Source organism: Gemmatimonadales bacterium (assembly GCA_041390145.1).
GTDB lineage: Bacteria > Gemmatimonadota > Gemmatimonadetes > Gemmatimonadales > GWC2-71-9 > SPDF01.
Window position 1 is genome coordinate 158,749 of the sequence record JAWKQM010000005.1, and the last position, 12,629, is coordinate 171,377.

General features: G+C 67.5%; 14 protein-coding genes. All 14 read left to right on the forward strand.

Annotation, left to right across the window (positions count from 1 at the left end):
• Window positions 1–29 precede the first annotated feature (29 nt).
• The 14 genes from tsf (at window position 30) to R2910_05740 (ending at window position 12,629) form a co-directional block, all read left to right on the forward strand.
• Window positions 30–641, forward strand: coding sequence for a translation elongation factor Ts (gene tsf, locus R2910_05675; protein ID MEZ4412454.1), 612 nt, complete (start codon window positions 30–32; stop codon window positions 639–641).
• Complete coding sequence (gene pyrH, locus R2910_05680) at window positions 641–1,351, forward strand: UMP kinase (GenBank protein MEZ4412455.1); 711 nt, start codon at window positions 641–643, stop codon at window positions 1,349–1,351. Before tsf ends, pyrH begins: the two co-directional genes overlap by 1 nt.
• On the forward strand, window positions 1,348–1,902 hold the full coding sequence (frr, locus tag R2910_05685) for a ribosome recycling factor (GenBank protein MEZ4412456.1): 555 nt from the start codon (window positions 1,348–1,350) through the stop codon (window positions 1,900–1,902). The genes pyrH and frr overlap by 4 nt, the downstream gene beginning before the upstream one ends.
• A gap of 4 nt (window positions 1,903–1,906) precedes the next feature.
• Entirely contained in the window at window positions 1,907–2,647 is a 741-nt protein-coding gene (locus R2910_05690; GenBank protein MEZ4412457.1) for an isoprenyl transferase, read from the forward strand.
• 11 nt (window positions 2,648–2,658) lie between these two features.
• Window positions 2,659–3,513: a phosphatidate cytidylyltransferase gene (locus R2910_05695; protein ID MEZ4412458.1), complete on the forward strand. Its 855-nt coding sequence runs from the start codon at window positions 2,659–2,661 to the stop codon at window positions 3,511–3,513.
• Window positions 3,513–4,607: a 1-deoxy-D-xylulose-5-phosphate reductoisomerase gene (gene dxr / locus R2910_05700; GenBank protein MEZ4412459.1), complete on the forward strand. Its 1,095-nt coding sequence runs from the start codon at window positions 3,513–3,515 to the stop codon at window positions 4,605–4,607. The genes R2910_05695 and dxr overlap by 1 nt, the downstream gene beginning before the upstream one ends.
• On the forward strand, window positions 4,604–5,980 hold the full coding sequence (gene rseP, locus R2910_05705; protein MEZ4412460.1) for an RIP metalloprotease RseP: 1,377 nt from the start codon (window positions 4,604–4,606) through the stop codon (window positions 5,978–5,980). The genes dxr and rseP overlap by 4 nt, the downstream gene beginning before the upstream one ends.
• Before the next feature lie 178 nt (window positions 5,981–6,158).
• Window positions 6,159–6,419 (forward strand): 30S ribosomal protein S15, encoded by a 261-nt coding sequence (gene rpsO / locus R2910_05710; GenBank protein ID MEZ4412461.1) that lies wholly within the window; start codon window positions 6,159–6,161, stop codon window positions 6,417–6,419.
• An 89-nt stretch (window positions 6,420–6,508) separates the two neighbouring features.
• A complete protein-coding gene (locus R2910_05715) occupies window positions 6,509–8,590 on the forward strand; it encodes a polyribonucleotide nucleotidyltransferase (protein ID MEZ4412462.1) in 2,082 nt (693 codons plus the stop codon).
• A 4-nt stretch (window positions 8,591–8,594) separates the two neighbouring features.
• Entirely contained in the window at window positions 8,595–9,851 is a 1,257-nt protein-coding gene (locus tag R2910_05720; GenBank protein ID MEZ4412463.1) for a pitrilysin family protein, read from the forward strand.
• Window positions 9,852–9,905: 54 nt separating this feature from the next.
• A complete protein-coding gene (locus tag R2910_05725; protein MEZ4412464.1) occupies window positions 9,906–10,421 on the forward strand; it encodes a hypothetical protein in 516 nt (171 codons plus the stop codon).
• Window positions 10,322–11,017, forward strand: a complete 696-nt coding sequence (locus tag R2910_05730; protein ID MEZ4412465.1) for an NAD(P)-dependent oxidoreductase — start codon at window positions 10,322–10,324, stop codon at window positions 11,015–11,017. The genes R2910_05725 and R2910_05730 overlap by 100 nt, the downstream gene beginning before the upstream one ends.
• 42 nt (window positions 11,018–11,059) lie before the next feature.
• Window positions 11,060–11,497, forward strand: a complete 438-nt coding sequence (gene dut / locus R2910_05735) for a dUTP diphosphatase (protein ID MEZ4412466.1) — start codon at window positions 11,060–11,062, stop codon at window positions 11,495–11,497.
• Between the two features lie 94 nt (window positions 11,498–11,591).
• On the forward strand, window positions 11,592–12,629 hold the full coding sequence (locus tag R2910_05740; GenBank protein ID MEZ4412467.1) for a rod shape-determining protein: 1,038 nt from the start codon (window positions 11,592–11,594) through the stop codon (window positions 12,627–12,629).

A 12,629-nucleotide genomic window follows, 5' to 3' on the forward strand; every position in this document is an offset into this window, starting at 1 on the left:
TATCCAACACTACCTGTGAGTATTCAGCCATGACGACGAAGACGAAGGCGATTTCAGCGAAGGACGTTGCCGAGCTCCGCGCCCGGACCGGTGCCGGCATGATGGACTGCAAGAAGGCGCTCGAGGAGGCCGGCGGCGACAAGGAGAAGGCCGGCGAGCTGCTGCGGGCCAAGGGCATGGCGAAGGCGGAGAAGCGCGCCGGCCGGAGCGCCAGCCAGGGCCTGGTGGTCAACTACATGCACCACAACGGGCAGGTGGGCGTGCTGGTCGAGCTGAACAGCGAGACCGACTTCGTGGCGCGGACCGAGGCCTTCGGCCAGCTGGCGCGCGACATCGCGCTGCACATCGCCTCGGCCGATCCGCTGGCGGTCAACCCGGAGGACATCGATCCCGAGCTCATCGAGCGCGAGCGCCGGATCGCCGAGCAGCAGGTGGCCGAAGAAGGGAAGCCGGAGGCCATCCGCGCCAAGATCGTCGACGGCAAGATCAAGAAGTTCGTCGCGGAGCGGACGCTGCTCGAGCAGCCGTTCGTGAAGGACGACAGCAAGACGATCGGCCAGCTGGTGAAGGAAGTGTCGGGCCAGCTGGGCGAGGCCGTCGTGGTCCGCCGCTTCGCCCGGTTCAAGATCGGGGAAGAGTGATGGCCTTGGCCTACCCGCGCGCCCTCCTCAAGGTGTCCGGCGAAGCGCTCGCCGGTGAGAAGGGCGTGGGGGTGGACTTCAAGGTGGTCGAAGCCCTGGCCGACCAGATCAAGACCGTGCACGCGATGGGCGTGCAGCTGAGCCTCGTCGTCGGCGGCGGCAACATCATCCGCGGCACGGCGGCCAGCCGGGAAGGGCTCGACCGGGTCAACGCCGATTACATGGGGATGCTGGCCACGGTCATCAACGCGCTCGCCATGCAGGATGTGCTCGAAAAGCTCGGCGTGCATACCCGTGTCATGACCGCCATCCGGATGGAGTCGCTCGCCGAACCGTACATCCGTCGCCGCGCGCAGCGGCACCTCGAGAAGGGCCGGCTGGTCATCTTCGCCGGCGGCACTGGCAACCCCTTCTTCTCCACCGACACCGCCGCCGTGCTCCGGGCGCTGGAAGTGGAGGCCGACGTCATCCTCAAGGCCACCAACGTGGACGGCGTCTACACGGCGGATCCCCGGACCGACAAGGCCGCCGCCTTCATTCCGGAGCTCACCTTCCAGGAAGCGATCGTCAAGGGTTACGCCGTCATGGACGCCAACGCGTTCGGGCTCTGCAAGGCCAACCAGCTGCCGATCCAGGTCTTCAACATCAACGAACCCGGAGCCATCGCGCGGATCCTGCGGGGCGAGCGGGTCGGGACAATCGTCCGATGAGCACCATTCCAGAACTGCTGAAGCACTGCCGCGAATTGATGGTCAAGGCCGTGGACAGCACCAAGCGCGAACTGACCGGCATTCGGAGCGGCAAGGCCAGCACGGCCTTGCTCGACAGCATCCGCATCGACGCCTACGGCTCCAGCGTGCCCCTGAACCAGGTGGCGATGGTGGCGGCGCCCGAGCCCCGCATGCTCACCGTCCAGCCCTTCGACAAGACGCTGGCGCCGGTCATCGAGAAAGCCATTCGTGACGGCGACCTCGGGCTCAACCCCGCCTCCCAGGGCAACCTCATCCGGGTCCCGCTGCCCGCCCTCTCCGAGGAGCGGCGCAAGGAACTGGTCAAGGTGGTGCACAAGCTGGCGGAAGAGGGGCGTATCGCCATCCGGCACGCGCGGACGGACACCCTCGGCAAGATCAAGAAGCTCGAGCACATCAGCGAGGACGACAAGGCGCGCGGCGAGAAGGACGTCCAGAAGCTCACGGACGAACATGTCAAGCTCGTGGACGAAGTGATCAAGTCCAAAGAAGCGGAAATCATGGAAGTTTGACGGCATGAGCGATCCGCTGCTCGATTCGATCCTTCGGCAGGGTGCGGTCCCGGCGCACGTCGCCATCATCATGGACGGAAACGGCCGGTGGGCGCAGGCGCGCGCCCTGCCGCGCCCGGCAGGACACCAGGCCGGCATGCAGGCGGTGCGCGAGGCCGTCGAAGGCGCGCGCAGCGCCGGCGTCAAGGTGCTTACCCTCTTCGCCTTTTCCCAGGAAAACTGGCACCGACCGCCCGAGGAAATCGACGCCCTCATGTCGCTCCTCGAGGAGTATATCGCGCGGGAGCGCGAGGAACTCATCGCGCGGGGCGTGGCGGTGCGGTTTCTCGGCGACCTCGACCGGCTCGTGCCGAGCGCGCGAGCCGCGGTGGACGAGACCATCCGCGCCACCGCGGGCGGCACCGAACTGGCGCTCAACATCTGCATCTCCTACGGGTCGCGCGCGGAACTGACCCGGGCGGCCCGTCTCATCGCCGAGGATGTCGCCGCCGGCCGGCTGGTCCCCGCCGAGGTGGACGAGGATGCCATCGCACGCCGGCTCTACACCGCCGTCTGGCCCGACCCCGACCTGCTCATCCGCACCTCCGGGGAACTCCGCCTCTCCAATTTTCTGCTCTGGCAGCTGGCCTACGCTGAGTTCTTCGTGACCCCGGTGCTCTGGCCCGACTTCACGCGCCACGATTTCTTCGAGGCCGTCGTCGAGTTCCAGCGCCGCGACCGCCGATTCGGACGCGTCCCGACCTGATGGACCGCAACATGCAAGCGCGGATCGCGTTCGCCGCGGTCGCGATCCCAACGGCGCTGGCCATCGTCTGGTTCGGCGGGTGGGCGCTGGTGGTCCTGCTGACGCTGGCCGGCGTGCTCGGCACCCGCGAGCTGTTCAACTTTGCCGAACAGCGGGGCGTGCGGCCCTCGCCGGTCCTGGGACTCGGCGCTGCGGCCCTCGCGGCCCCGCTCACCTGGCTGTCCCTGAGCCGCCCCGCCGTCTTCGTGGCCATCGCCGACTGGTGGCCGTACGCCGCCGCGGTCTGGGTGCTCGCCGTGCTCACCTGGGCCACCATGCGCCGCGCGCCCGACGCCCATCCGCTCGGCGCCGTGACCGTGACGCTGATCGGGCCGCTCTACGCCGCGGCGCTTCCCGCGTTTCTCCTGGTCCTCCGCCACACCTCGTACGGCCTGATGTCGTGGGGCGGCACCGCCCTCGTCTTCTTCCCGCTGGTGGTCACCTGGGTCGGCGACTCGGCCGCCATGTCGGGCGGCCGCGCCTTCGGGGGGCCGAAGATGGCGCCGACCATCAGCCCCGGGAAGACGCGCTCGGGCGGCATCAGCGGCCTGGTCGGCGCGGCCGTCGCCGGCGCGCTCCTGGTGCCGCTCGCGCTCCGGCCCACCGGCGTTGACCTTGGCGTCGCCGCGGCGGCCGCGATCGGCCTGCTGCTTGGCGTGGTCGGGCAGGTGGGCGACCTGGCCGAATCGCTCCTCAAGCGCGAGGCGGGCGTCAAGGACTCGAGTCACCTGATTCCCGGTCACGGCGGCGTCCTCGACCGGTTCGACTCGCTGATCTTCGTGCTTCCCGTCGCGGCGCTGCTCTTCCGTCTGCTCGGCGTTCTCTGATGCGCGGAGTGGCGGTGCTGGGCTCCACCGGCTCCATCGGTCGGAGCACGCTGGCCGTCCTCGCCCGGCAGCGGGAGCACTTCCGCGTCGTGGCGCTCACCGCCGGCCGCAACGCCACCCTCCTCGAATCCCAGCGCCGCGAGTGGACCCCCGACTTCGTCGGGCTGGCCGACGTCGCCGGCGCGGCGGTCCTTCTCGAGGCGGCGACCCATCCCGCCGTCGATATCGTGGTGAACGCGGTCGTCGGCGCGGCCGGCCTCGACGCGACGCTCGCGGCGCTGCGTGCGGGGAAGCGCGTCGCCCTCGCCAACAAGGAATCGCTGGTGATGGCCGGGGAACTGGTGATGGAAGCTGCGCGGTCCGGCGGCGGAGAGCTAATTCCGGTGGACAGCGAGCACAGCGCCGTGCTGCAGTGCCTCGCCGGCCAGGACAGCACGCTCGAACGGCTGATCCTGACGGCGTCCGGCGGTCCCTTCCGCGAATGGTCCCCCGAGCGGGTGCAGGGGGCGTCGATCGAGGAGGCGCTGCGTCACCCCACGTGGAGCATGGGGAGTAAGATCACCGTCGACAGCGCCACGCTGGCCAACAAGGCGCTCGAGGTGATCGAAGCCCACTTCCTGTACGGGCTCCCCTACGACCGGATCGAGGTCGTGGTGCATCCGCAGAGCATCGTGCATGCGTTCGTGGAGTTTGGCGACGGCAGCGTCCTGGCCCAGCTCGGGTTTCCTACCATGGAACTGCCGATCCTCTACGCCTTGACCCATCCGGACCGATTGCCGGACCGCGGCGTGCCGCGCTTTGACCCGATCGCCGCCGGGTCGCTCACCTTCGAGCCGGTGCGCCGGGATGTGTTCCGGACCTTTGACGCCGGCGTCGAGGCGGGCCGCGCCGGCGGCACCGCGCCGGCCGTGTTCAACGCCGCCAATGAAGTCGCCGTCGCCGCCTTTCTCGAGCGACGTATCCCGTTCGGCCGTATTCCTGACACCATCCGGGCGGCCCTTGATGCCCATACCGTTCACCCGGCAAGTTCGCTGGAGGCGGTTCGTGAGGCGGATCGCTGGGCCCGCGCCCGAGCCCGTGAGGAGATGACGTGATCGCACTCCAGACCACCCTGTCCCTGCTGGTCGTCCTCGGCATCCTGGTGTTCGTCCACGAGGCGGGGCACTTCCTGGCCGCCAAGTGGGCGGGGGTGTGGGTCCACCGCTTTGCGCTCGGCATCGGCAACCCGATCCCCGGGCTTTCCTTCAAGTGGCGGGAGACCGAGTACGCCATCTGCTGGCTGCCGCTCGGCGGGTATGTGAAGATGGCCACCGCCGAAGAGGAGGCCACCAGCAGCGCGCTCGAAGGCGGAACGCCGGATGCGATCGTGCCGCCGGACATGTATTTCGAGGCGAAGCCGGTCTGGAAGCGGATGATCATCATCCTCGCCGGCGTGACGATGAATGCACTCTTCGCGTGGGCGGTCTTCAGCGGGCTGGCCATCAAGAATGGCCGGGCCTTCGATCCCGAAACGCGGGTCGGGCAGGTCGACACCACCGGGTTCGTGGCGGCGCTGGCTCCACTGGCGCAGCTCGCGCCCGGCGACAGCATCGTGGCCGTCAACGGGGAAGCGGTGCACAACTGGGGCGACGTGCTCAACGGGATCATGAACGGATCCGCCGACACGATCACGATCGCCGTGGCGGGCAAGTCGGACATCGTCCTCCCCGTCCATCCCGACGCCGTGGAGGAGCGCGCCATGGCGGCGCAGTCGATTTCCTCCTGGCGACCCCCGGTGGTGTCGACGGTGACGCCGGGCGGGCCGGCGAGCCGGGCTGGATTCGAGCCGGGCGACCTCATTCTGACGGTGGACGGCATCGCGGTGCCGCAGTGGTGGGACCTCACCGCCCTGATCGAGGCCCGCCAGGGCGACACGGTCGCCGTCGAGGTGGCGCGTGGGGGCGAGCAGAAGAGGCTCACCGTGATTCCCGGCTCGAAGGTCGTGCGCAATCCTGATGGGTCGGAGCGGGCGGTCGGCGTCATCGGCGTCGGGAGCCAGAGCCAGGTGGTGTATGAACCGCTGGGTTTCGTCGAGGCGGTGGGGGAGGGGTTCGACGCCACGCTCAGCGCGTCGACCACCGTGGTGCGCTCGGTGCGCGGCATGCTGACCGGCCGGGTGTCAGGCCGGAACATCGGCGGGCCGATCGCGATCGGGCAGATGGCGGCAGCATCCGCCGAGGCCGGGCTCGGGGTCTTCTTCGGCTTCCTCGGCGTCATTTCGATCAACCTCGCCGTGCTGAACCTGCTGCCGATTCCGATCCTGGATGGCGGGCAGTTCCTCTTCCTGCTGGCCGAGGGGATCCTGCGGCGTCCGCTCTCGCTGAAGCTGCGGGAGCGGCTGACGGTGGTGGGGTTGGTGCTGGTGCTGGCCCTGATGCTCTTCGCGTTCTGGAATGACCTGAGCAGGATCTTCCTGAACCTCGGCTAAGTTGTTGTGCAGGATTGGCTTGCGGATTTCTCGGCCGTGGGCCATCGATTCGGGGGCCCGGGCCGGGAAGTGGCCCAACCCCTTGTCACGCCGTAACTAGCGGGTTATTTTTCTGTGCTTGGAAGAATCGTTAATTGACAGACGTTGCCCGAGCGGGCACCCAACGGAAACCGACAGAATGAGCTTCGACAAGCAGGCCGTCACTGAAAAGCATCGCCTCCACGAGACGGACACCGGGTCCGCTCCCCTGCAGGTGGCCATGCTGACCGAGCGGATCAACTCGCTCACCGAACACTTCCGGACCCACTCGAAGGACCATCATGGTCGCCGAGGGCTCCTGAAGATGGTCGGCACGCGGCGCCGCCTGCTCACGTACCTGAAGCGAAACGATCTGCCGACATACCGAGCGCTCCTCGAGCAACTCGGTCTCCGCCACTAACTGAAGCCCGTGGGCGAGGGCGTCCCGACCGAGCACGACGGGACGCCCTCTTTGCATTGCGTGCTCTGAGAAAAGAAAAGGTTGTGACTGTGCATCGGATTGAAACTGAGTTCGCCGGCCGGACCCTCACGATCGAGACCGGGAAGATGGCGAAGCAGGCCGCCGGCTCCTGCCTGGTACGGTACGGCGACACGATGGTGCTGGCGGCGGTGACTGTCTCCAAGAACGTCTCCACCCTCCCGTTCTTCCCCCTGACGGTCGAGTATCGCGAGAAGACCTACGCCGCGGGCAAGATCCCCGGCGGGTTCCTGAAGCGCGAAGGCCGTCCGTCGGACAAGGAAATCCTTGCCGCGCGCGGCATCGACCGGTCCATCCGGCCGCTCTTCCCCGAGGGGTTCAAGAACGAGATCCAGGTGTTCGTCACGGTCATCTCGGCCGACCAGGAGAACGACGCGGACGTGCTCGGTGTCCTGGCCGCCTCGACCGCGCTGAGCATCTCGCCGATTCCGTGGGACGGCCCGCTGGCCGCGGTGCGCGTCGGCCAGGTCGAGGGCAACTGGATCCTCAATCCGACCTTCCAGCAGCTGGAATTCTCCGCGCTCGACCTTTTCATCACCGGCTCTGCCGACTCGATCGTGATGGTCGAGGGTGGCGCGCACGAGATTTCCGAGAAGGATGTCCTCAACGCCCTGAAGATCGGGCAGAAGGGGATCAAGGAGCTGGTGGGCCACGCGAAGAAGATCATCGCCAAGGCCGCCAAGCCGAAGATGGAGTGGACCAAGGCCCCGCGCGACGAGGCCCTCACGAAGCGTGTGGCGGAGCTGCTCGAAAAGCCGATGGCCAAGGCCATCAACGCGAAGGACAAGGCGGGCCGCGCCGAGGGCGTCGCCAAGGTCAAGTCCGCCGCGATCGAGACGCTCGCGGCCGAGTTTCCCGACGCCGGCCGGACCATCGGCAACGAGATCGAGGAAGTCGAATACCGCGTCATGCGCGCACAGGTGCTCGACAAGGGTGAGCGGGTGGACGGGCGCGACCCCGACACCGTTCGTCCGATCACGATCGAGACCGGCCTGTTGCCCCGGGCGCATGGCTCGGCGCTGTTCACCCGCGGCCAGACCCAGGCGCTGGTGGCGGCCACCCTCGGCACCGCCGACGACGAGCAGCGCATCGACAACATCGACGTGCCGCGCGAGACGACCAAGTCGTTCATGCTGCACTACAACTTCCCGCCGTACTGCACCGGCGAAGTGAAGATGATCCGCGGCACCAGCCGCCGCGAAATCGGGCACGGCACGCTCGCCGAGCGGGCGCTGCAGCCGCTGCTGCCGCGGTACGAGGAGTTCCCCTACACGATGCGCCTCGTCTCGGAAGTCCTCGAGTCGAACGGCTCGTCCTCGATGGCCTCGGTGTGCGGCGGCTCGCTGTCGCTCATGGATGCCGGCGTGCCGATGAAGAGCGCCTGCGCCGGCGTGGCGATGGGCCTGATCAAGGAAGGGAAGAAGGTCGCCATCCTCACCGACATTCTCGGTTCGGAAGACCACCTCGGCGACATGGACTTCAAGGTGGCCGGCACGACCGAGGGCATCACCTCGATCCAGATGGACATCAAGATCCAGGGCCTCGACCTGAAGATCATGGAAGAAGCGCTCGACAAGGCACGCCTTGGCCGCCTCCACATTCTCGGCGAAATGGCGAAGGTGCTCGACACCCACCGGCCCGAGATGTCGCCGTGGGCGCCCCGGATCTTCACGCTGCAGATCAAGCCCGACAAGATCGGCGACCTCATCGGTCCGAAGGGCAAGACCATCCGTGGCATCCAGGACGCCACCGGCGCCAAGATCAGCGTCGAGGACTCCGGCCTCGTCACCATCGCCGCCGTCGGCGGTGAGGCGGGCGAGAAGGCCCGCGAGATGGTCACGGCCATCTGCACCGAGCCCGAGGTCGGCAAGATCTATGAAGGCCCCGTCAAGAGCACCACGGCGTTCGGCGCCTTCATCGAGATCCTTCCCGGCGTCGAGGGGCTGCTGCACATCAGCGAGCTCCAGCACGCCCGCACCGAGAAGACCGAAGACGTTGTCAAGAAGGGCGACATCGTGAAGGTCAAGCTCCTCGAGGTGGATGAGCGCGGCCGGATGAAGCTGTCCCGGAAGGCGCTCCTGCCGAAGGAGTAGCACAGTGACGACTGTCCGTCTCGACGACGGGCTGTTCCAGACGAGCGCACCCAACGGCTGCACACTCCTCACGGAGAAGTTGCCGGGGGTGCGCTCGGCCGCTTTGGGGATCTGGGTCCGCTCGGCGAGCGCGCACGAGGCTCGGCCGAAGATGGGTGTGTCGCACCTGCTCGAGCACATGGTCTTCAAGGGCACCGAACGGCGCACCGCCCGCCAGATTGCGCTGGAACTCGAGGTGCGGGGCGGAAGCCTCGATGCCTACACCAGCCGCGACCACACCAGCTACCAGGCGCACGTCCTCGACACCGACCTCCCGCTGGCCTCGGATATCCTGTCCGACCTGGTCCGGCGCCCGCTGCTGCGGGAGGCGGATCTCGTGCCCGAGCGCAACGTGGTGCTCGAGGAGATCAACGGCGTGGAGGACACGCCCGACGACCTGGTGTTCGAACTGCATTCCGAGACCCTCTGGCCCTCCCATCCCTACGGCTACTCGATTCTGGGCAGCGCCGAGACCGTGGGCGCCCTCTCCGCTGCCGATCTCCAGGCCTCGCACCGCAACGGCTACTTCCGGGGGAACTGCGTCATTGCCGCCGCCGGGAACGTGGAGCACGAGGCGCTGCTGGAGGCACTGGCGGGGGAGGGGTGGTTTGACGGCCCCGAGCATGAGACGCCGCTGCCCCCTGCCGCCCCGGGTGAGCCGGCCCGCGGGGGGGTGCGCCACGAGAGTCGGGACACGACCCAGGCGCATATCGTCTTCGGCACTGATACGTTTCCCTACGCCGACAGCCGCCGATACGCCATGGGCATGCTCATCAATGCCTTCGGTGGCGGGATGTCGAGTCGCCTCTTCCAGCGGATCCGGGAGGAACTGGGGCTGGCGTACGCGATCTACGCCTATCACCAGTTTTACCGGTCGGCGGGGCAGTCGGGGGTCTACATCGGGACCAAGCCGGAGACCGCCGAGCGGGCCATGGAGGCGATCCTGGGCGAGTACCGGCTGATGGCCGGGGAAGGGCTGTCGGCCACGGAAATCGAGGACGCGCGGCGCCAGCTCAAGGGGCAGGTGATGCTCGGTCTCGAGAGCCCCCAAAGCCGCATGAACCGGCTGGCGAGCCTGACCCTGCAGGGGGAGGCGTACCGGCCGCTGGACCGCGTTCTGGAGGAAATCGACGCCGTGACGACGGAAACACTGGCCGCGGTGGCCGCAGAGTTCTTCGCGCCGGAGCGGCAGACGATCGTGAGGTTGGGACCGAAGCTGTGAGGAGTGAAGGCTGAGGACTGTCTGTCACCAACGACATTTACCAAGGGTCGAGCCATGATCATCGGCGTACCGAAGGAAATCAAGACCAACGAAAATCGTATCGCGCTCGTTCCTGCCGGCGCCGAGGCGCTGGTCGGGGCAGGGCACACCGTGTACATCGAAGCCGGGGCCGGCCTCGGCAGCGGCTTCCCCGACGAGGCGTACACGGCGGTCGGCGCGAAGACGCTGCCCACGGCCGACGATGTCTGGGCCAAGGCCGACATGATCATGAAGGTCAAGGAGCCGATTGCCGTGGAGTGGCCCCGGATGCGGAAGGGCCAGCTGATCTACACCTACTTCCACTTTGCCGCGGCGGAGGAGCTGACCAAGGCGGTCATCAAGTCGGGCGCGGTGGCGGTGGCGTACGAGACGGTGCAGCTGCCCAACGGTGAACTGCCCTGCTCACCCCGATGTCCGAGGTCGCGGGCCGGATGGCGGTGCAGGAAGGCGCCAAGTACCTCGAGAAGGTGTTCGGCGGCAGCGGCATTCTGCTCGGCGGCGTGCCGGGCGTCGCGCCGGGCGAGGTGGTGATCATCGGCGGTGGCGTGGTCGGCATCGGGGCCGCGAAGATGGCCGCCGGCCTCGGCGCGCACGTCACGATTCTCGACGTGTCGCTCGACCGGCTCCGGTATCTCGACGACGTGCTGCCGGCCAACGTCGACACCTGCTACTCCAACCGTCACAACATTCTCGACGCCCTTCGCCATGCGGACCTGGTGGTCGGCGCGGTCCTCCTCCCCGGTGCCAAGGCGCCCCATCTCGTCAAGCGGGCCGACCTGGCGCTCATGAAGCCCGGCTCGGTGATCGTGGACGTGGCGGTGGACCAGGGCGGCTGCGTCGAGACGATCAAGCCCACCACCCACGAGAATCCGACCTACTTCGTGGATGGCATCCTCCACTACGCCGTCGCCAACATGCCGGGCGGCGTGCCGCGCACCTCCACGCTCGCCCTGACCAACGCGACCCTGCCGTACGGCCTCAAGCTGGCCAAGCTCGGCTGGAAGGCGGCCTGCAAGGCCGATCGCTCCCTGATGCTCGGCCTGAACGTGGTGGAAGGCAAGGTCGTTTATCCTGGGGTCGCCGAGGCGTTTGGCCTGCCGCTGGTGGACGTCGAGACGCTCCTCTAGTGCAGGTCGCTCCCGCGCCGGTGACCCGCGTCACATGATTCGATGACGAAGATCCGTATCGTTCGTCTCCCGCACGGGGAGGGGCTGCCCCTCCCCGCCCGGGCTACCGCCGGGGCGGCCGGGTTCGATCTGGCCAGCGCCGAGGAGGGGGAGCTCGCTCCCATGGAGCGGCGGCTTTTTGCGACTGGTTTCGCGATTGCCATCCCCGCCGGGTATGAGGTGCAGCTCCGCCCCCGTTCGGGGCTGGCGCTCCGGGAGGGGCTGACCCTTCCCAATACTCCCGCCACCATCGACAGCGACTATCGTGGCGAGCTCAAGGTTGCCCTGGTCAACCTAGGGGCCGCGCCGGTGCGGGTCACCAGGGGCATGCGGATTGCTCAAATGCTCGTGTCCCGAGTGGAGCCGGCCAGCTTCGAGGAAGTCGATTCCCTCCCCCCCACGGAGCGGGGGGAGGGCGGATTCGGCAGCACCGGGCACTAGCGTCTAACTCTCGGTCTTGTCCCGATTTACGGCATTCGTTAGCTTTGTGCTCGACGCCCCCCACCCAACTGAAAGCCACGAGATTGCCCACAGGATGAAGCTGCCCTCCTTTCGCCTAAGCTCGCTTATCCCCGCCAATGAAATTGCGGTCGATCTGGGCACGGCGAATACGCTGATTTACGTGAAGGGCGAGGGCATCGTGCTGAACGAGCCTTCCGTCGTCGCGCTTGAAAAAGCCACGGGCAAGATCAAGGGCATCGGACTCGAGGCAAAGCGGATGCTGGGGCGCACCCCCGAAGGCATCCTCGCCGTACGTCCGCTGAAGGACGGCGTCATCGCCGACTTCGACGTGACCGAGAAGATGCTCCGCTATTTCCTCAAGACGATCATCGACAAGCATGTGTTCCGCGTGAAGCCGAAGGTCATCGTGTGCGTGCCGAGCGGCATCACCGAAGTGGAGCGGCGCGCGGTGCGCGACTCCGCGGAAACGGCTGGGGCCAAGGAAGTGTGGATGGTGGCGGAACCGATGGCGGCGGCCATCGGCGTGGGGCTGCCGGTGGAAACGCCGACGGGCAACATGGTCATCGACATCGGCGGCGGCACCACGGAAATCGCGGTCATCGCGCTGTCCGGCATCGTGTCCGACACATCGATCCGCACCGGCGGCGACGAGCTCGACATGGCCATCGTGCAGTTCATGCGCAAGAACTACAATCTCCTCGTCGGCGAGCCGACGGCGGAGGCGATCAAGATCAAGATCGGCTCGGCGGCTCCCGTCGGCGAGGAGCGCGAGATGGAGGTCAAGGGACGGGACCTGGTGTCCGGGATCCCGAAGACCGTGCGCGTCCACTCCTCGGAAATCCGCGAGGCGGTTCAGGAGCCGATCCAGCAAATCGTCGACGCGGTTCGCCGCGCCCTCGAAATTACCCCGCCGGAGCTCGCCAGCGACATCGTGGACCGCGGGATCATCATGACCGGCGGCGGCGCGCTCATCCGCGGGCTCGACGTGCTCCTGGCCCAGGAAACCGGGCTCCCGATCCACGTGGACGAAGATCCGCTCACCTGCGTTGTCCGCGGCACAGGCCGCATCCTCGACGACCCGCTGAAGTACCAAAGCGTCCTTTCCAAGTAG